Genomic DNA, 20,753 nt, shown 5'->3' with positions numbered 1-20,753 from the left:
CCCTATCCAGCTTGGGCCGGTCCCGCGTTGAAATAGGGGATCATGAGATCCTCCATGCTGTAGAGCCCGACGCTTTTGCCGTACAGGTGCTTCGCGGCGAAGAGAACGCCGTTGCCGAAGGCCTCGCGGGTTATCGACTCGTGCTTTAGGCGCACCGTCTGATAGGGGAAGCCGAACAGGATCTCGTGCACCCCGATGATGCCGCCGGCACGCACCGTCTTGATGACCTCGTCCTCAAGTCCCAGTGCGGTGGCGATTTTTTTCGCCGTCCCCGACACCTCGGGCTTTGCCTTGAAATGCTCTTCGACGATCTCGATGTCCGTGTGCGGGGCGATGCTCTTGAGGATTTTGGCCGCTATGATCAGGAAGTTGATGCCGATCGTTATGTTGGGCGACCATAGCACCCTGGTCTTATGAGCCAGGTATCTCAGGTATGCGACCGTTTGCGCGGAGTAGGAGGAAATGGCGCTCACGACCGCCACGCCGCGGTTACGCGCCGCTTCCCCGTAGTAGTGGACTCCGTGCTCGGATGAGAAGTCGATGATGACGTCCACGGGGAACCTTTCCAGCAGTTCCTCAGCGTCAAACTCTTCCGAGGAGTAGATGTAGCCCGGTTCGTCCGAGTCGATGCCCAGAAACTCCGGCACCGATCTGTGTTCCAGGTTGTGCGACTTGCGCACCACCCATTGCAGGTTTGTTTCCTTGCTCTGCAGCAGCACCGACGCCACCGCCTTGCCCGTCTTGCCGAATCCTATAAGTCCTACTTTCATCATCACCTCACTTGTCATTGCGCACGACGCGCAGCGTGACCACGCCCCCCCCGCCGGGGGATTTGATCGTGGTCACCGCCTGCGCCGGTACCGCGAGCTGTTCAGTCAGATACCGCGAGAGAACGCTCCTCTGCTCTCTCCCGCTCTCCTTCGGCCCGGTCACTATGAACCGGAACGCGGCTGGTCCCTCGGGAAGATGGCGCACCACTTCCAGTTCGTCTCTGCTTTGCCCCGCGAGGGAGCCATCCTTGGCGAAAACCATCGGCTTCAGCATCGGGGCGAGCGTGATTTGGAGCCGGACCGGGACCCCTAGCGCCCGCTCCAGCAGTCGGCTCAGCAGCAGACGTTCGTCTCGCGCCACCGGGTAGTCCCTGCCAAGCGTGGCGCTTACCAGCAGGGGCTCCTGGTCCCCACTGAAAGCGACGGTGGTCCGGCCGACCAGGCAGGGAGCGAGCGCCCCGGCAAGTTCCTGCTCGACCCGCGCCACAAGCGGCCTTACCTTCGCGGCGAGTTCCGCCGGGCTCTCCTTTGGCGCCTTTGCCTGCTCCAGCGCCCCCTTTGCGGTTTGATCCTTGAGCTGGCTTTCCGAGGCGACGATCACCTGTTCCAATTCCAGCCGCACCGGGCGCCGCACCTCCCGCGCCAGGTCCTTCTCGATCTCCTTTTGTGCAGGCTTGTTGAGGAAGCGTACCGTGTTGACCGATGCCATAACTAACAGCTGATCACCCTCCTGCCGGTACCGGTAATCCGTCAGGCGCGAGACGAGCTCCCGGTCCAGTTGGCTCCTGAGTACCCGCCCGATCCGCTTCTCGTTCTTTATCCTCGCCACGTCGGTTGCCAGCGTGTAGACCAGCGGGATGGAGATAAGGACGGAAAGTACAGTGATGACTGCCAGCCGGGTGCGGTGCGAGTGCTGGGGCTCCTCAACGTGACTGGTCCTGAAGCCGAGTATGAAAAAGACGATGTCGGAGCTCAGGATGATGGCGACGAAGTTGGTGAAGAACAGCAGGAAGCCCCCAAGGGCGAGCATCGGCTGCCAGGTTCCCAGGCCGTAGCCAGCCACGCTCAAGGGGGGGATGACTGCCGTCGCCACCGCGACTCCGGTCGAGGTGATCAGGTAGTTGCGCTTGGTGCAGAGCGCTATCGCCCCGGCGGCCCCCGATAGGGCCGCTATGAAGAGATCCAGGATGTTGGGCCTCACCCGGGACAGGATCTCGGCCGTCGGCTCTTTCAGGGGGGAGAGCAGCGCCACCAGCGCGCTCACCGCAACGGTCAGGGCAACGCTGATCCCCAGCGTACGAAACGTGCGCTTGGCGAGGGCGAGATCCCCAATGGTGAAGGAAAGGCTCGACGAGATGATGGGCCCCATGAGGGGCGAGATCAGCATGGCCCCGATGACGACGGCGACACTGTTGATGAGCAGCCCCAGCAGGGCGATCAGCGCGGCCAGGATCAGCATGACGTAGTAGACCCAGGAGCCGTCGACGGAGGCCGCCACCTCCTTCATCACCTCGCGGTGCTGCACCATCCCGGCCTTCAGCGCCAAGAACGCCTTCATCTTGCCTCGGTATAGTCCCGTGCCGCTTCCGTACATCGCTCTATCCTTAAAACGCGGTGTCCCACCGTTTGGAGAGTCGGATGGCCGCGTTGATGAGCCCAACCATGCTGTAGGTCTGGACGAAGTTGCCCCACTGTTCTCCGGTCGCGACATCGACGTGCTCGGCCATGAGGCCGTGCCGGTTGTGGCGCGCCAGCAGGTTCTCGAAGAGCTGACGCGCCTCGTCGGTGCGCCCGAGGGCGGCCAGGGCGTAGATGTACCAGTAGGTGCAGACGATGAAGGCGTTTTTTGGGGTGCCGAAGTCGTCATCCTCCACGTAGCGGAAGATGTAATCTCCGCGGCGCAATTCCCGCTCGATGGCAGCGACGGTGGAGGCAAAGCGCGGGTCGTCGGCGGCGAGGAAACCGACGTCGTGGATGAGCAGCAGGCTCGCGTCCAAAGTCTCCCCCTCGAAGGCCGCGGTGAAGCTCTTCTTCTCCGCATTCCAGCCGTGCCGGCAGACCGTCTCGTGGATGCGCTGCGCCTGGGCCTGCCAGTAGGCGGCCCGCTCCTTGAGCCCCAACTGGGCGGCTATCCTCTCCAGCCGGTCGCAGGCCGCCCAGCACATGATGCTGGAGAAGGTGTGCACCCTGCGGCTCCCCCGCAGCTCCCACAACCCCGCGTCGGGCTGGTCATGCACCTGGATCGCCATCTCCCCCAGTGGCTCCAGGCGGTAAAACAGGGTGGTATCGCCGCGCTGCATTAGGCGGTGATCGAAGAAGACATGGGTCACCGCCAGGACCGCCGAACCATAGACGTCGTGCTGGACCTGCAAGCAAGCCTGGTTCCCCACCCGCACCGGCCCCATGCCTCGGTAGCCCGGCAGCGACGGCATCTCCTTCTCCTCGAGGTTGCTGTTGCCGTCGATGCCGTAGACGGGCTGGAGGTAGCCACCATCGCTCCCGGCCACCACGTTGACCAGATAACGCAGGTAGCGCTCCATGGTCTTGGTGGCGCCGAGCCGGTTCAGCGCGTTGACCACGAAGTAGGCGTCGCGCAGCCAGCAGTAGCGGTAGTCCCAATTGCGCCCCGAGTCGGGCGCCTCCGGTATCGAGGTGGTGAGGGCGGCGGCGATGGCGCCGGTATCCTCGAAGGCGTTGAGCTTCAGCGTGATGGCCGCCCTGATCACCTCGTCCTGCCACTCAAACGGTATGCCCAGATCCCGCACCCATTCCTGCCAGTAGGCGACGGTCTCCTTCTTGAAACGGTGCGCGAGCTCCGAGACATTCTCATGCACCGTCTCGTCCGGGCCCAGGACGAGGTTGAGCTCGTCCTCGAGCAGCACCGGAAGTTCCTGCAGAATGGCGGTGACGGAAGCGTCGGTGGAAAGGCGCAGCACCATGTACGGGGAAACGTAGCGGATGTGGTGGCTGCCGTAGGTGAACTCGCCGCGCTCGGCGCCGTAGTTGCGGGCTGGGCGCACCCGGACGACCACCCTCGGTGTCCCGTGCAGTCGGCGCAATTGCCTGACCAGCATGATAGGGGTGAAGATCCTGCCGTACTGCCGAAAGCGGGGCGCGAAGTCGGTCACCTCGACCGCGCCCCCCCGGGAATCGGTCATCGTGGTGACGAGGACCGCCGAGTTGGGGAGGTAGTGCTGCTCGCTCGCCACCTGGTCCACGAGTTCGATGCCGCAGTAACCGATCCCCTCGCCCGGTTCGTGTTCCTGCAACAGGGAGCAAAAGACCGGGTCGCCGTCGAAGCGGGGCAGGCAGTACCAGACGATCTCCGCCTGTGTGTCGATGAGCGCGCCGACCTGGCAGTTGCCGATCAGCGCAAGGTCAAGAGAATGCTTCATAGGGAGCTTCCTCCATCGTTTTCGGGGGGGATGCTCAGCTGTGCAGTGGCTGCGGCATCAGGTGCTCCGCCCCCAGTATCTTTACCATGTGCTGCATCCCATCGATGACGCGGTTGAATTCTTCTTCTTCAAGCGCTGATAGCCCGTTTACAAGCATGATCTGGGCAACCTCCGGTGCCTTGGCGACGACCCCCCTGCCCGCTTCTGTCAGTTCTAGGTCGACCGCACGGCGGTCCTGCTTCGACCGGGTTCGGCTCACCAGTCCCTTTGCTTCTAGACGGTCCAGTATCCCTACCACCGTAGCCGGTCGCAGGTACATCTGCCGGGCCAGCTCGGAGACACGCAAACGAGCCTGTTTGTCGAGGATCTTCAGGGCCCATAGCTGCGGCCCGGTAAGTTCGGTCTCTTTTTCGGCGCTGCGTGAGTACTCACCCACGGCCTGGAAGATCCTCCTTAAGTTGTCAATAACTTGCGAAATCTGCTCACTGCGTCCCATGCTGTACTCCAAAGATTTGGTTATAACGTTAGTGCAACGAATAATTAGCTTTACAAATTATACTGGGGTTTCTAAGAAGAGTCAAGTTGATCGGACAACTCCCATAGCCTCATAGCGATGTATAACCTGCAAAGCATTGGTCATGTGCTGGCGAGTCTACTCATTCAGTACGTGATCCACGATTAGATGCCAGGATGCCAAAGGTTGAGTCAGCTGTAACAAACTGAAGGGTTGAAAAATGGCGTTTGAGTTCGCTCAAGCCGCTTCGTGTCAACGCTTATGACTCCTACCTTGCAACGACGGGTAATATTCTTTGTTTTCACGCGGGAAGTTATGTATGAAGTCTGGCGGCTGGCGGCACTCTGGTGGCTGATGGAGAAGGTCAAAACTCTACAGGTCAGGCAAAGCGTAATGGCCCACAATTGCCGAGGGAGCATCGGGCTATTCGTTGTTACAGGATGTGAGCCATAGCTAGCCAGTGAAGGCACGGGGAGTATGGCGGAGGCGTATATGCTGATGTGCGAACTGCAGGAATGCAGCTCAGCCTACGGCCGGCCGACCTTTGCGCGCACCAATAGCAGACCACCGCCCAACCAGCTCCTCATTCGCTCCCAAAATCGCCACCAGTTTAGCTGTCGGAATGTCGCGTCCGGCATTTTGCGTATTGCCGCTGGCGCGGATTTTTTGTTGGGTTGCAGACTTGGAAAGGAAATCACTCCCCACAATACCGCACCGGTAGTTGTAATCAATAGTTTCTAGGGTCATTTCGGAACGGAACGACCTGGTAGGTTGATTTCCGATGAAAGTAGGAGTTTGGGAGGGACCTCTTGAGCGCCCAGGATTTCGACAAGCCGTTCGAGATCTACCGACATGCGCAGTAGTTGCTCGTGCTCAAGAGTCTCAAGTCCCCTGACGAGCAGCCCCTGAGCCACTTCCGGGGCATTGACGATGAGATTTTTTCCATGCTCAGTCAACTCTATCTTCACAACACGCCTGTCCTCCCGTGAGCGCATGCGCGATACCAGCCCCCGTCCTTCTAGCCGGTCTACGACCCCCACAACAGTGGCAGGATGAAGGTACATCCGTCGCGCCAGTTCCGAGACCTTCAAGGGGCCTCTCTCCGCTATCACCTTTATAGCCCATAGTTGTGGTCCGGTCAGTCCCGTCTCCCGTTCCGCCTTCTTTGAGTATTCGTTGACTGCCTGAAACACGCGACGGATGTTATCGATGATTTCGCCTACGACGATGGCCTTTTCGCGCTCTTTCATAAGCCCCTCTGGTCTGGAAGTTTCTCGTGGTATATCACAGCTGGTTGCACGTAGAAAGTGATTTCCAATAATGAGTTGATTCACGTTCGAAACGCCCAAACACCTTGTCCTGACGCTGCCATGTCGTTGCACGAATGTCAGAATGTTTGGTTAAAATGTCACATAAAAACAACACGTTGCTGTCTGCTAGATTGTGGTGCAACTTTTTTGTTGCAAAAATATAAAATCACGTTATATTTTACATAAGTTGCTATACCAAAAATTTGAGCACAAACGATCTGGTTATGCAAAGAAGACTCCTTTTGACATTATCAATTGTTGCACCAGTGTTCTTCCTCGTCATTTTGGGGATGAGGAATCCTGCGTTGGAGCATAACCATGGTCCCAAGCAACGGCCACGCGCGGTCGTTGAAAAAATTTCGAAAGCACCCGCTGTAAAATCGTGCAACCAGCAGTGGGAATTGGAACTCTCTCCACCAGTCGTCGTTGTTGCGTCCCTAGTCGAAATCAAAGACCTCGTCACGCTTCAGCCTATCGGCGCCCTTGCCGCTTTCCCCGTTTCACTCCACTCAAGAGCTCCTCCGTCACTCGCCTCCGCATTGTCTTAGCACCGCTTTGATGCCAATTACAGAATAGGTGCCACAGCCACAGCCCATTAAGTTTCCTGAAGGGCCCCTCACTTCATCCTCCCTTTGGTCAAAGGCGATGAACTGGGGCTGCGACTTCGCTCGTCGGCTGTCTCCGTGACCCAATACGGACAGTTGCGCGCTTATGCGGTGGTGGGGCAGGACCTGCCTCCGATGTCCAACTTACGATTAGGACCCGCCATTCGACGTCCCGATTGGGCGGTGTCTCTAATAAGAGGTCGCCATGCGAGAAACCGACACAAATTACACTATCCGTAACGTCAAAAAGGCTTTGGAATTGCTGGAGAAACTGGCAGAAAGTTCCGAAAAAATTCCGCTTCAATCGCTGGCCGATGGCATTGGATTCAGCAGAAACAAGACCTTCCGCCTGTTGGCCACCCTGATCGAAAAGGGCTTGGTAGAACGCGACTCGATAACCGGAGAGTACCAGCTTGGCGCAAGGACCATCGCCCTCGGTCGCAAACTTGCCGATAGCTCGAACCTCGCCAGGCATACTAGAGAGATCCTTCGAGAGCCTACCGACGGCTCGAACCTTGTAACCTATGCCCATCCGATCATGGAGAACCTCGCCCGCAAACATGATGAAGCGGTCTATATGACTGTCATTAAGGACAACGAGGTGCTGTTCCTCAACATGGTCGACTGCGACAGGCTGATCAAGGCGCAACCATTTATCGGAAGGAAATTCCCGTTTTTCACCAACGCCGCGGGAAAGGTCATGAAGGCGGTTGAATCATGGGATTTACTGGAGCGGATCTGCAGACGGGACGATGGACGGGGAAGTCAGCCTGACCTGGAAAAACTGGCGAGCGAACTGCAAGAAATCAGAGTCACTGGAGTCGCCGTCGACGACGGCGGATTGGGGGATGGCGTTATCAGTGTTGCGGTAGCTGTCCGTGACTACGCAGGGAAGGTGATTGGCGCCATCACCTTGCTTGCCCCCTCCTTCAGAATGCTGGCGGAACGGGTCGAGCACGAGATAATCCCATCCCTTCAGGAGGGAGCAAGCCTCCTTTCCGCCAGGTTCGGGTATCTTCCCGCATGAAATAAAAGCATCGATATCACACTCCTGGAAGCAGAATCTTTATCCACCCAAGCTGCGCAACCTTTTCAAAAGGAGGAACCACCATGGCAGAAAAAAAGTATGACTGGTCGGCAATCGCCAGGAACCCGAAGTTCGTGGAGTTACACCACAAAAAATCGGCCTTCCTTTTCGGATGGTGGATTTTTTCCTGCGCCTACTATTTCATGCTGCCTATCGGCGCAGCTTACACCCCGGGAATATTCAGGGTAAAAGTACTCGGCCCCGTGAACGTAGGGTATGTCTTTGCACTCTCCCAGTTCTTCGTCTCCTGGGGGATCGCCCTGTACTACTCGCACGTTGCGAACAAGGATTTCGACCGGCTCACGCGGGAACTCATTGACGAGTTACACAAATAACCACAGGAGGCTTGCCATGACTTTGAAGAAGATCATTATCGCAGCATCTCTGGCCCTCTCCCTCGCTGCCGTTGCGTTTGCGGAGGAACCGTCCAAGGTAACTGCAGCATCGGGTTCGAACTCCGCCTTAACTGCACCCGCTGGCTCCGGCGCTACCGCAACTGCGGCAACCACCACCCAAGCGCCCGCTGCCGCGGCTGTGGCTCCGGTCAAGCACAAGGAGCTTAAGGCGAACAAGGCCATCACCATATCCATGTTTGCAGTAATAATCGCCATCACCATGGCCGTCGTGGTCAAGGCCGCCAGCAAGACAAAGAGCGCGGCAGACTTCTACGCTGCCGGCGGGGGAATCACAGGCACCCAAAATGGCTGGGCCATCGCCGGCGACTACATGTCAGCGGCCTCGTTCCTCGGTATCTCCGGCCTCATATCGCTGTACGGCTATGATGGTTTTATGTATTCGGTAGGCTGGCTAGTCGCCTATATCACAGTCCTTTTGATAGTCGCAGAGCCATGTCGCAATGCGGGGAAATACACACTCGGTGACATTCTTTCCTTCAGAACTTCACCCAAGCCAGTGCGGGCATTTGCGGCCATCTCAACCGTTTCTGTTTCAACCTTCTATTTGACTGCCCAGATGGTCGGTGCAGGCAAATTAATGGCCCTCCTGGTGGGCATACCCTACAAAATCTCCATCATAGGCGTCGGCATTCTTATGGTCGGCTACGTCGTCTTCGGCGGTATGACCGCCACCACCTGGGTACAGATCATCAAGGCCGGGCTTCTGATGACCGGCGCCTTCCTCCTCTCCGTGCTTGTCATGGCTAAGGCTGGCTTTAATCCGATTGGCTTCTTCGACACCATCGTCAGCAATCCGAATATCCAGGACCATGTCTCGAAGATGGTTCTAAAGGATGGGATTATCATGAACGGCATGGATGCAGGTCAGCGCTTTCTCGAGCCGGGCCTCTATCTCAAGAACCCACTTGATCAGATCTCGCTGGGCATGGCACTCGTACTCGGCACCGCCGGAATGCCGCACATCCTGATGCGCTTCTTCACCGTACCGACCGCCCAAGCGGCTAGAAAATCCGTAATCATAGCCATGTTCATCATCGGCGGCTTTTACATCCTTACCACTCTTCTCGGTTTCGGCTCAGCCATCCATCTCACTCCGCAAGGGATAACTGCCGTCGACAAGGGCGGCAACATGGCGACACTGATGCTGGCCCAGCAGATGGGGGCGGATATCTCCCCTATTATCGGTGACCTTTTCCTTGCTTTCCTCTGCGCCGTCGCCTTCGCGACCATCCTCGCTGTTGTCTCCGGTTTGGTACTTGCCGCTTCTGCGGCAATCGCCCACGATATATACGTCAACGTGATCAAGGATGGTCATGCGGATCAGCATGAGCAGGTATTTGCGGCCCGTGTCACCTCCTTCGTAGTCGGGGCCTGTGGCATACTGATCGGCATCGCCGCTGAAAAGCAGAATGTCGCTCACTTGGTGGCGCTTGCCTTTGCCGTGGCGGCTTCCGGCAACTTGCCTGTCGTCGTCCTCTCGCTGTTCTGGCGCAAGTTTAATACTGCCGGTGTCATTTCAGGCCTAATTGTTGGTACGGTAGCTTCCATCGCGTTGGTAATGGTGTCCCCCAACATGACCTATCCGAAGGTAGTCGCTGCTGGCGCAAAAAAGGTTGTCGCGGCAATACAGCAGAAGCAGGCGGCGCTGCCTCCAGGTGCCACGCTCTCCGAAAACGATGCCAAGGCACTTGCCAAGGCAATGGAAGATGCCAAACAGGATGGTACCTCAATGGTGGGCCTTGAGAGGCCACTGTTTAGTCTTAAAAACCCTGGGATCATCTCGATCCCTCTTGGCTTCATGGCTGCAATTATCGGCTGCCTTGCCTTCCCAAGTAGGCGCTCTGAGGAAATGTTTGATGAAGTGTACGTTCGCCAGAACACTGGTCTCGGCATGGCCAAAGCCATCGACCACTAGGGGGCGTCGACAACTGGCAAGGCAGGCTGGAGAGGGTAACCTCTCCAGCCTCTTTTTGTTTGCAGGCAGTGGTCACACATCCTGTGAGCCATGCCGTTTCTCGCCTGATCACATGCAGCAACAACACCATCGCAAAAGGCACTCTACAGGCTACCCAATCACAATACGCCAAATCGGCTGCATTCCTGCGTGGAACGTTCCGCGAAGATTGATGATAACCTCATCAACCTTGCTCCTTGGAGGCATCGCGGCACCAGGAATGCTTGACAAAAAGATTTGCATAGCAAATAATTCGTTTTGCAAATCATGTTGTAATTTTAGCTTAGCGTCAAAACACTTTGTCGCATTATCAATGCGGTAATTCACATGAGGCGGTAATGAAAAGAAAAGTTCTGGCATTGGTAGTCTTGGGTTTCGTCGCCATCGGGGTCAGCGGCTGCGCCAAACACGAAATGGTAAAAGCCGAGCCCCCTATAGTGCCGTTAGAAGCAGTAGCAGAGCCGCCTGTAAAAGCTGAGGCGACGCTGACGCAGGTCGCCGCACCGCTAAAAATTCAGCCGACCCAGATAAATGATGAATCCTTGCCCACCCCTCTACCTGCTCAACTAGAACCAATTTCACAGGCTGGTGAATTGAAGGTGTCCCTCCAGGAAATATACTTTGACTTTGACTCCTCCTCGTTGTCCAAGGACGCTCGAGAAACCCTAGTAAAAAATGCAGACATTTTGAAAAAGGCCCCTGACATCAAGATCCAGATAGCAGGCCACTGTGACGAGCGTGGCTCAGATGAATATAACCTTGCCTTAGGAGAAAAACGTGCCAAGGCCGCCAGAAACTACCTAACTGAACTGGGGATTCCTACCGACCGTCTTTCTGTGATCAGCTACGGCAAAGAGAGGCCAGTTGATCCGGGTCACAACACGACAGCATGGGCCGCGAACCGTCACGATGAGTTCGTTGTGTCAGAAAAGTAACAAGAATGGTGGCAGGCGGAATCCCTTCAAAATGAGTTTGAAACGTAAAACATATCTTCAGTTAGCAGTGTGGACTGCGGCAGCTCTCGTTGGTGGTGCTGCTGCTCTTTTTGCGCACGTTATTTCCTATGTGCAGGGATGGTATTTCCATATCTTCGCCGGTCACCCTTATATGGTCACAGTGGCGACCCCCCTTCTCTTTGTCGGCGCCACATTAGTTGTCCAGTTTTTTGGCCCGGATGCAAAGGGGAGTGGGATTCCGCAGGTATTGGAGGCAATCGACCAGGTCCACGACAAAAAAGTTAGCGATCCCCCCTGGGTAAGTTCACTTGTCTCCCTGAAGACTGCTGGCGTCAAAGTGGTCTCAAGTTTGATCGGGACTCTTTCTGGCGCCTCGATCGGTCGTGAGGGGCCAACGGTGCAGATAGCCGCATCCATTTTTGCGTGGATAGGGCGTATCACCCGACGGATTGTGCCAGAAGTTGATTTCCAGACGTTCCTTACAGCCGGTGCCGCTGCGGGAGTCGCGGCTGCCTTCAATGCTCCTCTTGCAGGTATCGCGTTCGCCATAGAGGAAGTGACTGAAGGTATTCTCGGCAGGTTTCGCGAGATGATCATGCTGGCGGTTATACTTTCTGGTATCGCGGCACTTGCCATCTCTGGGAACTATCTTTATTTCGGACATCCTGCTGTTTCCAGTCCAAGCCTGGCTTTGTTTCCAGAAACACTATTATTAGGAGTTGTTGGAGGGGTAGCAGGGGGGGCATTCGCACGTGTTCTTGCATTTCCGTCCACGGTGAATCTGCCCGATCAAGCATGGAAAAAGGCACTGTACTGCGGGATTCTTTGTGCAGCTATCGGGCTTTTAAGCGATGGCTCGACAGCTGGTTCAGGATACGAGATCACAAGAAAATTTCTTGAAAGTCCATCCATCGATCAATGGCCGGTTTTTTTCGGAATAGAGAAGTTTTTTACCACCGTGCTCTCCTACCTTTCTGGCATGGCAGGGGGGATTTTCTCGCCGTCTTTATCAATTGGCGCAGGCCTAGGCTTCACCGTCGCCAAACTCTTTCATTTTTCCAACTTCAAGGTTTGCGCGCTGTTAGGGATGGTGGCGTTTTTCTCGGGAGCAATCCAAGCTCCGCTTACCGGCGTTATCATCATCATGGAGATGACAGACGAACATATCCTTATCATTCCTTTCCTCCTAGCAGCATATCTAGCCAGAAGAATCGGAAAGATTTTTATGCCAGTTCCGTTATATCGGTTTCTCGCAAACAAAAATCGGGAAGGGTAAATTTTCGTTATCTGGCTTCTGCGGCAGGTGTCCACCACCACAGTTGCAATCGTTGCCGGTTTTGGTGAACCATACAGTGTATCCGAAGCTGCTCTTGCAATTCTGGATGCATACTAGCAGGCTATGTTTCCGGCTCATTAAAGGGAAAAGAGCAGTAGAGGTGACATCGAGGGGTGACATTTGCGTCGTGAACAAATCAAGGGCTTGCGGCTGGCGCTGTAAGCCCTTGATTCATTGACCGGAATACTGGAGTAGAACATCCGCCCCCTGCTCACCGATGCAGGCGTGCTAATCCAGTGTATCTTTCATACCTGCCTATCATCAGGTGCCGACTCCTCGTACATTTCCGAGACCTCTACTTGCGCATCAACACCATTTACCCTGCACCAAGCTCCCCACACATAGTCACCATCCGGATCATAGCCCGACCTGCCCGTGAGCACGTACACGCGTCCAGATCTCGTTACACATTTCCTTGTCTCCGGATCATAGGAGGCAATGGCGGTGCTCACCCGGCCCTCATAGTCATACCGGTTATAACCGACAATGTGCCGCTCACCTGCACATGGTCCTTCAAGCACCTCGATAACCCGCCAACGCTCTATGACGACCTCAGGCTGCTCTGGCACTGAAGGGGTTTTCCAGAACCCACCAATGATGAGCATTTCGCTTTCCTTCTTTTCGGTCATATACCTTTCTCCTTTCCCGCGTAGTTATGCTTCCACTCCAATATCGTGTGCAAAAACATAAAACATCCGGACGCCCAACAGCCGCTCCAGATAGCGCTGCTGCATGAGACGCGCATCCCGAAGGGAGTTGAGCAGTTTGTGATCAGTTCTACGTCCTTTTGACAATTCCTTTTCCAGCTTGAACATATGGCCGAAGGCCTGGTTCAAAGCGGTGCCGTAGAAAACGTCCACATCCAGCTGCCTTGCGGGCAACGCCATATGCCGATCCTCCGACCAATGATCCAACAACAGCTTCGCAGTTGCTGTGAAGACATAGCTGGGGATGTGACGGTGCCGGAACTCCCACTCGCTGACCCGCGTCTCGGGGACAGGGGAATATGGGATTCCCTGGGAGTAAATGGCGATCTGTTGGCCCATTTGCTTCATGGTAAGGTCCAAGGTCTGCCTGATCTTCCTGATATCGACCGGGACAATCTGCTTTTGCTGCATTTTCATAGTCATCCTCCTTGTTTCATTCTCCGAACCAGTATTTTCTAAGCTCATCCAGGCGTGTTGCGCGCACCACATGTTCCTGAGTCAGTTCCAGCCTGCGCACTGCGTGAAGAAGCCCATTACACTCGTTTGACAGCTCGCGAAGCCTCACGTGGAGTTCCCTGTGCAGTCTTGGTGGCAGTGCTACAAGGTTCGAAGGATCGTTGTCGTCCTTCCGCTCGTTTACATGGTGGACAACCCATCCCTTCGGAACCTTTTTCCCGTTTACCATTTCCCACACGATGATGTGCTCCATTCGCCGGACTACCGTTTTCCCAACGCGAAGAAGCCGCTCTATGTAACCACTCGAAGTTACAATCGTGCGTGCTTTCTCGAACCAAGCAGGGTCACCGCTGTCGATAGAGAGTTCGGCAGCATATGCGGGCGCGACAACCTGCCTGCCTTTACCGTCGACACCGTTTTTTTCAGAGCGATGCTTGTTGCGAGCAACAGCCAGAACCGTCATGCCAGCCCCCCCATTGCTCCGTAAAGCATCTTTGCTTCTGCAAATGCCCTGCTGTTCAAGAGCTGATACCCGCCAAAGTCGAACAGCGGCACCTCAGGCACCCCTTTGACGCGATCGTGTACCATCTGGATTTTGATCCGGAATTCCATAAGGAACGCGACCACCTCCCGCCGGGAACTCGGCGGGGGAAGATTTGCCTTTTTCCTGCTCAGCCGCAAACCCTGCTCCGCGACTTCGAGAAAATCACGTGTCTGGTTAGTTGCCAGATTGTGCAGGACATCGGCCACCTCCGGATCAAGCTGGTCCAAGGTCATCTCCATGTTCTGCCCTATCCATTGCCGCACATCCTTTTTCCTAGTCATGTTCATGGTTCTCTCCCATTCCTCGAGGTTCTGAAAGCGTTTGTTTCGCCCTCCTTAATTGTTCACAAATGCTATTATATCACTTCGCGCACGTTAACACAATAACAAAAGTTCGCGTATGTGAACATCTTCTTGATACCCATCTGGCGCTATGCTAAAAATGGTGCATGGAAAAGATCACCGACCAGCAGATGTTCATCGACCGCTTGCGCGACAACATGGTGTCCAAAGGATTTAGCCAAGCTGCCCTTGCCAGAGCCGCGGAACTCTCCCCGGCTGTCCTCAGCATGTACTTTTCCGGCACCCGAACCCCAAATAGGGAGGCGCTCATGCGCCTTGCCAATGCGCTCGATTGCTCAGTTGACTACCTCGTGGGGCGCAAATCGAGGTCCGAAATCGAAGACTTGGTTCAACAGGAAAAGATTCAGGAACTTATCGCGGAGTTCAGCGCACTTTCCGCGCATGACCAAAACCGCATCATGGATATGATCCGCCTGCTGCGTGCCGGTTCCACATCTGAATAGCCCCCACCGCCCTTCATCCACAAAAAAACGGGGCTCGCCCGCCACTGCTTTGCAGTGACAGACGAGCCCCGTTCACGTTGTGATGGCTCCAATACTTGTTTGATTGCCTACCGGCAATAGTGCGAGATGACATCGGTTCTGCCATGCCCGAGATCCATTGCAATGGCCTCGCGTTCGACGCCAGCCTCTTTCAAAGCCTGCGCGTACCCATGCCTGGCAAGGTGCGCATTCGCACCATTCTCTTTCGTGGCACCCGCGCGATGAAGAGCATTACGCTGGAAATCATATGCCTGTTTAAGGGTCATGCCGGCGGGGATCAAGGATTTTGCGCCCGTCGCGGTCAAATATTCTTTCAAAGCAGCCACAGCTGCAACTTTTTCAGGTGTATCAACTGTAAGGCTTCGAGGCCGACCGCCTTTTGTACCTTCGATCTTGAGTAAAGTCCGGCCAAGGGTATCAGTAAAGGTGGTTTTGGTGAGAAGACTTTCTTTCACCCGGGTGCCAAAGGAAACACGAAGGTCATGCGCGACTCCCAACCACTCCGCCTTTTCGTAGAGGGCTTGGCGTACCTCCAACATCTTTTCCACGTTCGGCACTTTCGGCTGGAGGCGAGTGCCGGCTCTGGAACCTCCCAATGGTGCGTTGTCTCGAGCCACGATATTGGCCTTCCCGATAGCACCGGCGAGCGTCCTCATTGCCGTAGCATACCCGCTGATAGTTGATGGAGACAGCCCTTCGGAATTGAGCTTTTCAAAAAAGTCATTCACGAGCTTGCTGCCGATCTGATTCATATGCTGGTAGCCCCTTTGGGCAGCGAACTCAGCAATGCGATTCAGGTTCCCCAGGAGTTTTTCCCGCGTCAGCGACGCCCCCGACCAATTCTTCCCTACCACGTTCCGCGCTTCCTGCTGCAGTTTCTCAATGTGCGTTCCCATAATCGACCTCCCGTAAGTGATGTGCTGCTGCATGCGCCCCTGATTTAGCAATCAGGGGCACATGCAGCAGCACACCGCCTAGCCCCAGCAGATGCTGTTGAGTGTAGGTGTCTATGGTCTTCAGTTTGAAAACCACCGAACGCGGGCCATACTGGTCCGCGCCGCCGCAAGTTTTAGCCTCGTCTCGTAAGGCGAGGATCCCCATCAGGGGCATTCCTGCGTGACATTTGCCGCCCCGATCGCAATCGGGACAGGCTGGGGATGAGTCATATGGAAACGCGCAACGCGCGGAATTGTACTAGTGCAGGGTGACGGGAAGATCGAAATTGAGAATTTCGAAGTGCGCCGAATCTCTCAGAGATTCGGCGCTAACATGCTGGCAGCATTGTGGAATTGCCGGCCGTCTCTTTCTCACGCTACGCTTGATGAAAGAGACGGCCGCCTCCTTATGCAGCAGCAACACTGGTTGGGGGGGGCAGGATAGACGGCCCGCGAAAAACTGCGGTCCGGCAAGCTGTCGCTTGCATTAGGGGAGAGCATCAAAGATGCATTTTGATGTCACAGTGGAGACATGAAGGTGGCAATTGAATCCGGCCTGACAGCACCTTCTCAATGCACACCAAAGCAGATTCTTGAAGGAGGGAGCCCTCAGGCTCACTTTCTACCTGAGGGCATTCTTGTACGAGAGCCACTGCAATCCCAGTAGCTCCATCCCTTCAGGAGGATGACTGTATTTCAGGGGCTGTGTTTTTCGCCAACCGCTTTACCGTATTATAGTGGCACGTGAGTTTGCCCACCTGCTTGTCGATATGCAGGTGGCCGAAATGCCAACTTCCAAAGGTCAGTCGCTCGTACAACTTTTGCAATATGTCCTCGGTCGGGTCAGAACCATGTCCCGATTTAAATTGCGGGCGCAGACTGGCCGGACATGTGTGGGTTACGACGTGATCGACAACCCAACCTACCCTGTCCAAGTTGCGGCAGGCGTTGTCATAATCTTCTTGTGTTGGCAGTTCTTCCGGCCACCAATTTATCCCCTCCTTTCGGGGTGGTAGGTAGTCATAGCCACCTTCCCAACCAAGCGAGGGTATCTTGGCGCCAAACCGGTCATTGCTGGTTGCTCCACCAAAAGCGAGAAATGTCTCACCTTCGATTGTGAAGACCTCACCGCGTTTGAGATAGAAAACATTCTTACGGACTTGGTAGGCGTGGCCACCGTACAGATCCACCAGGGGAAACTCTCCGCCGAACAGCCGCGCGAAGTTTTCATGATTCCCGTCCACGGCCAACCAAGTCACCCGCTGCCGAAGTCGTGATTCAAGAAAGTAATCCTCCTGGCGCCTATGGTCCTGATTCAGGTGGTAGTCGTGGTACCAGACCCCACCCAAATCGCCACAGCACAGCACAATATCGCCTTTTTTCGCAGGTTTGAAATTCGCAGACGACACATGCCAAGAGGTTTCGCCGCCGTGCAAGTCGCCGGTAACATAGATCATGGTCGTCCCTTCATTTAAGGAAGGTGCGGGGTTACGTCACATAACAGCAGTAGCGTTAACCGCAACACAAAGAAACTAAATCATCGCCACGTGTTCCCAAAAAGATGCTTGGCGGAGTGCATCTTTCACCTGGCCCCGGTTTGGGAGTTGATACCGGGAGCTGTAAATCCGTAACGGAAATAAAAAACTGAAGAGAGTTTAAACCTCTCGAAACATCGACGTCAGTAAGCCCACCCAAGCATTGCTCTTCAGCAATTTCTATAGGATGAGTGACTCAAGAGGGACAGGCTTGAACTATCTCGAGCCACGCTGCAATCCACCGCAAAAAGCTGAGGCGTTTCCTCTTACAAAGACAATAGCCCAACTATTTCGGATTTTGCAAGACATTTTTACTACTAAAATATTTTTTGCATTGCAGATACCAAATTTGGTATCTTTCGGTCAAATGTGTAAATGGATTAGACACAGATCAAACAATTTTATTAGCAATTTTTTGATACCATTTTTGGGTTTTTTTCAATATCAAAATTTTTAACTGGTTGCTGGTCTGCACAATAACAGTAAACAACTCACAGTGTACTTGCTATGTCAACATTGCAAGTGGCACATCAAACGGAGACTGTTATGAAAAACAACACCGCAACCAAAGAAACCCAGGCAAAGGAATCAGTATTTATCACTCCCGAGCAACTGGCATTGCGCTGGCACTGTGCCCGAACCAGCGTCGACAGGATCGTAAGACGTGAAAATCTGTCACGCGTCTGCCTCGGAACCGGGAAAAATGGCATGGTACGTTTCCTTCTCAAGGAGATCCTGGATTACGAGGCGTCGAGAACGGTTCAAGCCTGAATCAATGGCATATGCATCACCATGGAGCAAGTGGCAGACGAGACCGACTCGCCTCGCCTGTCACGACGCCTATCTGTCTGTTGCACACTACCTGTTATTGACCACCAGCTTCAAAGGACCTCTTCGCAATGGAGCCTCAGCGCTTTCATCGCTCTTCGCAGATACAGGCGCAACTGAATCCCGATCCACCGGAAACTCGACGGTTTCCAGCAGGGACTCAGGCATAATGGCAGCGTAATGCTTCCGGCATATGTCGGGGGAGTTCCCCATTATTGTAGATATCTTAAACAAGCTTTCACCCTTCATCGCCAACTGACTGCCGAAAGTGTGGCGGAAATCGAGGCAGGACCAGGACAGATCATGCTGGGAATTATTTTTGCGAAGGAGTTCAGAAAAATTGTCCGGATCCCATTGCCCCCCCTTGGGAGCAGAAAAGAACCAGACCCCCGGCTTCCGTATCTTAAGGAAGGAGTCCAGGTACTCTCTGAGAGTTTTACTTATGGGCACCACGCGGTCCGCGCCCGTTTTGGGCATCCACTCTTTCCCTTCGATCGACTTCCCTCGCACCATGATGACCCCGTGGTTGCCCATGTCCCACTCAAAGTCATCAGGAGTCAACCAGAGGGCCTCTTCCCGACGAAGGCCCGCGTAAATGTATACCGCCACCATCGTCTGAAGCTGGATATCATTGGCGAGCACATGAAGCTGAGCGCGTATCTCCTTCAGTTTCATGAAGGTAATTCCGCGTTTTGGTACCTTGTAGCACCTGACGTCGGCTACCGGGTTTTTCCCGCCCGGAAATCGTACGCCACCCTCGCGCTGAGCCCAGTTAGCCAAGGTGATTATGGTTTGACGATAGTGGTTGACTGTTTTCGGAGAGACGGCCTTCTTGGTTATCAGGTCGGAAAGAAAAGTGGACAGAACCTCCGCACTGAGTTGTTCTACGTTGGAGATCGAGATGATGGGAGCAACGTCCACACTGGGACGCTTCACTGCCTTTTGCGCAACGGCCTGGTTGCGAACCTGCAGTGCTTCGCATATCGGACCGAAGGCCCCGCGCAGGTAGGTGTTCACCTTGGGGATGTTCTTGTCCCTGCTGTGACCACTCCTGTACTTGATGTACTTTTCGAGAATTTCGCCGATGGGGGTTTTGGTGGTGAGGGGAATCTCCTCCTCGCGGAACTGAGCCGACTCGATCTGGCGCAGCTTCTCCTTCGCGACTTGAAGGGACTCCGTATGCAGGTTCACCCTCTTCTGTTTGCCGTTCTCATAGTACTGGGCGTAAAAGGCCCTGCCCCGCTTCTTCAGACTTGCCATAAAAAATCCTCCGCAAGTCCTATTGTGCAGGCCAGAAACCCCTTTCCCCGAGATTGGGGTACAAAAAAGGGTACAGGCACGAAAAAGGGACTTGCAACGCTGTGCAAGTCCCTGATTTTCTTTTGGTTGCGGGGACAGGATTTGAACCTGTGACCTTCGGGTTATGAGCCCGACGAGCTACCAGACTGCTCCACCCCGCGTCATTGAGTCCCAATTTGTACCACACCTTTTCCGACACCGTCAACCTTTTTCTTCGAAAAAGTTTGAAGTGGTCAAAAAAACCATCCTGCCGGGATGACGCAGGCGGAACAAAAAGAACGGGGGAGCCACCGTTGAGGCAGCTCCCCCGTCCCGTTAAGCACAATGTTCGCAGTACCTTACGGGAAGTTGATGTCCACCTGGGTGGTGAAGGTGTTCTTGCCGGCAAGCTGCTGGTCGTTGTAGATGTCGTAGCCCAGGATCACCGAGACGTTCTTGGTGAAGGCCCAGGAGGCGCCGAAGCTGAAGGCGCCGACGGTGTTCTTGCCCCCCTGGTAGTCAGCAGCGAGCCAGAGCTTGTCGGAAATCTCGCTCATGGTGCGGTCCCAGGAGAGGAGGACGCCGTCATCCTTGGGTCCGATCACCTTGTCGTTACCGAAGTAGTAACCGGCGGAGAGACGGCCGATCACCGGCAGGGTCTTGGCGGCGAGGCCGTACACGATGTTCTGATCGGTGCGGAAAGCGCTGTTCTTGTCACCGTTGGTGCCGAAACCGTAGCCGCCGACGGCGAGCGCCGGAGAGAGTTCGAAGAAGGACCCTTCCGGGGTGCCGACCTTGGCGTTGAAGTAGACCGGCCTGCTGTCATATCCGTTGGAGCCGCTGGTCAGGTAATCCACCCCCACCTCAGCCTGGAGCTTCTCGAAAGGGAGTACGCCGGCGGTGACGCCGAGGTCGTAGATGTTGCCCACGCTTGAGTTGTTGGAGGTGCGGGTGTAGTTGTCGATACCGAGGTGCAGGCTCTTGAAGCCCTGGATGTCGGTAGAGGGAATCCAGATCTGGGTGGAGGGGGTCGCCAGTGCGATCCCGCTGGTTGCGATGGTCAGCGCCGTTGCCAAGATGAGGCTTTTGATGGTTCTTTTCATGTCCTTACTCCTTTGTAATTGTATTTTCTGTATTGGTGCTGCGTAGATCTCTCCAAAACTGCCAACCGTTACGTCTGAACCTCCCCCTTTCACTGGATTGCATAAAAAAAGGCGCCTCTCACCCATGGTGGAGAGGCGCCTTTGCCTGTCGTGCTTGCAGTCCCGTGCACTTCGTTGTGC

At 55.1% G+C, this 20,753-nt stretch carries 21 protein-coding genes and 1 tRNA gene; 7 read left to right on the top strand and 15 right to left on the bottom strand.

Translation table 11 applies throughout. From position 1 onward, the window contains the following. Nucleotides 1-2: 2 nt before the first annotated feature. The 5 genes from K7R21_RS00310 to K7R21_RS00290 form a co-directional block, all read right to left on the bottom strand. On the bottom strand, nucleotides 3-770 hold the full coding sequence (locus tag K7R21_RS00310) for a 4-hydroxy-tetrahydrodipicolinate reductase (RefSeq protein ID WP_185244755.1): 768 nt from the start codon (nucleotides 768-770) through the stop codon (nucleotides 3-5). Between the two features lie 7 nt (nucleotides 771-777). Next, nucleotides 778-2,328 carry a TIGR00341 family protein gene (locus tag K7R21_RS00305; protein WP_224981191.1) on the bottom strand — a complete coding sequence of 517 codons (1,551 nt, stop codon included), beginning with the start codon at nucleotides 2,326-2,328 and terminating at the stop codon, nucleotides 778-780. 46 nt (nucleotides 2,329-2,374) lie between these two features. Further along, entirely contained in the window at nucleotides 2,375-4,165 is a 1,791-nt protein-coding gene (locus K7R21_RS00300) for a glycoside hydrolase family 15 protein (protein ID WP_224981189.1), read from the bottom strand. A gap of 34 nt (nucleotides 4,166-4,199) precedes the next feature. Then, nucleotides 4,200-4,601: a MarR family winged helix-turn-helix transcriptional regulator gene (locus K7R21_RS00295; protein ID WP_224981187.1), complete on the bottom strand. Its 402-nt coding sequence runs from the start codon at nucleotides 4,599-4,601 to the stop codon at nucleotides 4,200-4,202. Nucleotides 4,602-5,422: 821 nt separating this feature from the next. After that, nucleotides 5,423-5,929, bottom strand: coding sequence for a MarR family winged helix-turn-helix transcriptional regulator (locus K7R21_RS00290; protein WP_185244752.1), 507 nt, complete (start codon nucleotides 5,927-5,929; stop codon nucleotides 5,423-5,425). A gap of 870 nt (nucleotides 5,930-6,799) precedes the next feature. Between K7R21_RS00290 and K7R21_RS00285 the strand changes: the two genes are divergently transcribed. The 3 genes from K7R21_RS00285 to K7R21_RS00275 all read left to right on the top strand — a co-directional run bounded on the left by K7R21_RS00285 (nucleotide 6,800) and on the right by K7R21_RS00275 (nucleotide 10,012). Continuing rightward, the gene (locus K7R21_RS00285) at nucleotides 6,800-7,621 is read left to right on the top strand and encodes an IclR family transcriptional regulator (protein WP_185244751.1); all 822 of its coding nucleotides are present in this window, start codon (nucleotides 6,800-6,802) and stop codon (nucleotides 7,619-7,621) included. Nucleotides 7,622-7,704: 83 nt separating this feature from the next. Further along, complete coding sequence (locus tag K7R21_RS00280; RefSeq protein ID WP_185244750.1) at nucleotides 7,705-8,016, top strand: DUF485 domain-containing protein; 312 nt, start codon at nucleotides 7,705-7,707, stop codon at nucleotides 8,014-8,016. A 16-nt stretch (nucleotides 8,017-8,032) separates the two neighbouring features. Next, nucleotides 8,033-10,012: a solute symporter family protein gene (locus tag K7R21_RS00275; RefSeq protein WP_404813614.1), complete on the top strand. Its 1,980-nt coding sequence runs from the start codon at nucleotides 8,033-8,035 to the stop codon at nucleotides 10,010-10,012. Nucleotides 10,013-10,162: 150 nt separating this feature from the next. Here the strand turns inward: K7R21_RS00275 and K7R21_RS00270 are convergent, their stop codons facing one another. Beyond that, entirely contained in the window at nucleotides 10,163-10,411 is a 249-nt protein-coding gene (locus K7R21_RS00270; RefSeq protein ID WP_185244749.1) for a hypothetical protein, read from the bottom strand. On the opposite strand from K7R21_RS00270, the gene pal reads away from it, so the two are divergent. Further along, entirely contained in the window at nucleotides 10,390-10,986 is a 597-nt protein-coding gene (gene pal, locus K7R21_RS00265) for a peptidoglycan-associated lipoprotein Pal (protein WP_224981185.1), read from the top strand. The two genes, K7R21_RS00270 and pal, sit on opposite strands and share 22 nt — an antisense overlap. 31 nt (nucleotides 10,987-11,017) lie before the next feature. Next, nucleotides 11,018-12,283 carry a chloride channel protein gene (locus K7R21_RS00260; RefSeq protein ID WP_224981183.1) on the top strand — a complete coding sequence of 422 codons (1,266 nt, stop codon included), beginning with the start codon at nucleotides 11,018-11,020 and terminating at the stop codon, nucleotides 12,281-12,283. Between the two features lie 305 nt (nucleotides 12,284-12,588). On the opposite strand, the gene K7R21_RS00255 is transcribed toward K7R21_RS00260, so the two are convergent. Genes K7R21_RS00255 through K7R21_RS00240 form a run of 4 tightly spaced genes read right to left on the bottom strand, consistent with a single transcriptional unit; the run spans nucleotide 12,589 to nucleotide 14,337 of the window. After that, the gene (locus K7R21_RS00255; RefSeq protein WP_185244746.1) at nucleotides 12,589-12,972 is read right to left on the bottom strand and encodes a hypothetical protein; all 384 of its coding nucleotides are present in this window, start codon (nucleotides 12,970-12,972) and stop codon (nucleotides 12,589-12,591) included. Nucleotides 12,973-12,996: 24 nt separating this feature from the next. After that, on the bottom strand, nucleotides 12,997-13,467 hold the full coding sequence (locus tag K7R21_RS00250; RefSeq protein ID WP_185244745.1) for a helix-turn-helix domain-containing protein: 471 nt from the start codon (nucleotides 13,465-13,467) through the stop codon (nucleotides 12,997-12,999). 16 nt (nucleotides 13,468-13,483) lie between these two features. Then, nucleotides 13,484-13,969, bottom strand: coding sequence for an HNH endonuclease signature motif containing protein (locus K7R21_RS00245; RefSeq protein ID WP_224981182.1), 486 nt, complete (start codon nucleotides 13,967-13,969; stop codon nucleotides 13,484-13,486). Beyond that, on the bottom strand, nucleotides 13,966-14,337 hold the full coding sequence (locus K7R21_RS00240; RefSeq protein ID WP_224981181.1) for a hypothetical protein: 372 nt from the start codon (nucleotides 14,335-14,337) through the stop codon (nucleotides 13,966-13,968). Before K7R21_RS00240 ends, K7R21_RS00245 begins: the two co-directional genes overlap by 4 nt. A 161-nt stretch (nucleotides 14,338-14,498) precedes the next feature. Between K7R21_RS00240 and K7R21_RS00235 the strand changes: the two genes are divergently transcribed. Next, a complete protein-coding gene (locus K7R21_RS00235; protein ID WP_224981180.1) occupies nucleotides 14,499-14,855 on the top strand; it encodes a helix-turn-helix domain-containing protein in 357 nt (118 codons plus the stop codon). A 107-nt stretch (nucleotides 14,856-14,962) separates the two neighbouring features. Here the strand turns inward: K7R21_RS00235 and K7R21_RS00230 are convergent, their stop codons facing one another. Continuing rightward, on the bottom strand, nucleotides 14,963-15,790 hold the full coding sequence (locus K7R21_RS00230; RefSeq protein ID WP_224981179.1) for an integrase domain-containing protein: 828 nt from the start codon (nucleotides 15,788-15,790) through the stop codon (nucleotides 14,963-14,965). A gap of 716 nt (nucleotides 15,791-16,506) precedes the next feature. Next, nucleotides 16,507-17,286 carry a metallophosphoesterase gene (locus tag K7R21_RS00225; protein ID WP_224981178.1) on the bottom strand — a complete coding sequence of 260 codons (780 nt, stop codon included), beginning with the start codon at nucleotides 17,284-17,286 and terminating at the stop codon, nucleotides 16,507-16,509. Nucleotides 17,287-17,910: 624 nt separating this feature from the next. On the opposite strand from K7R21_RS00225, the gene K7R21_RS00220 reads away from it, so the two are divergent. Further along, on the top strand, nucleotides 17,911-18,135 hold the full coding sequence (locus tag K7R21_RS00220) for a hypothetical protein (RefSeq protein WP_185244739.1): 225 nt from the start codon (nucleotides 17,911-17,913) through the stop codon (nucleotides 18,133-18,135). An 87-nt stretch (nucleotides 18,136-18,222) separates the two neighbouring features. On the opposite strand, the gene K7R21_RS00215 is transcribed toward K7R21_RS00220, so the two are convergent. The 3 genes from K7R21_RS00215 to K7R21_RS00205 form a co-directional block, all read right to left on the bottom strand. After that, a complete protein-coding gene (locus tag K7R21_RS00215; protein WP_185244738.1) occupies nucleotides 18,223-19,452 on the bottom strand; it encodes a tyrosine-type recombinase/integrase in 1,230 nt (409 codons plus the stop codon). A gap of 123 nt (nucleotides 19,453-19,575) precedes the next feature. Further along, nucleotides 19,576-19,652 (bottom strand) — tRNA-Met (locus K7R21_RS00210). A 177-nt stretch (nucleotides 19,653-19,829) separates the two neighbouring features. Beyond that, on the bottom strand, nucleotides 19,830-20,573 hold the full coding sequence (locus K7R21_RS00205) for a hypothetical protein (protein WP_224981177.1): 744 nt from the start codon (nucleotides 20,571-20,573) through the stop codon (nucleotides 19,830-19,832). Between the last annotated feature and the right edge of the window lie 180 nt (nucleotides 20,574-20,753).

Source organism: Geomonas agri, assembly GCF_020179605.1.
Lineage (GTDB): Bacteria > Desulfobacterota > Desulfuromonadia > Geobacterales > Geobacteraceae > Geomonas > Geomonas agri.
The sequence above is the reverse complement of the archived record's forward strand: the minus strand, read 5'-3'. Positions and strand labels throughout refer to the sequence as shown.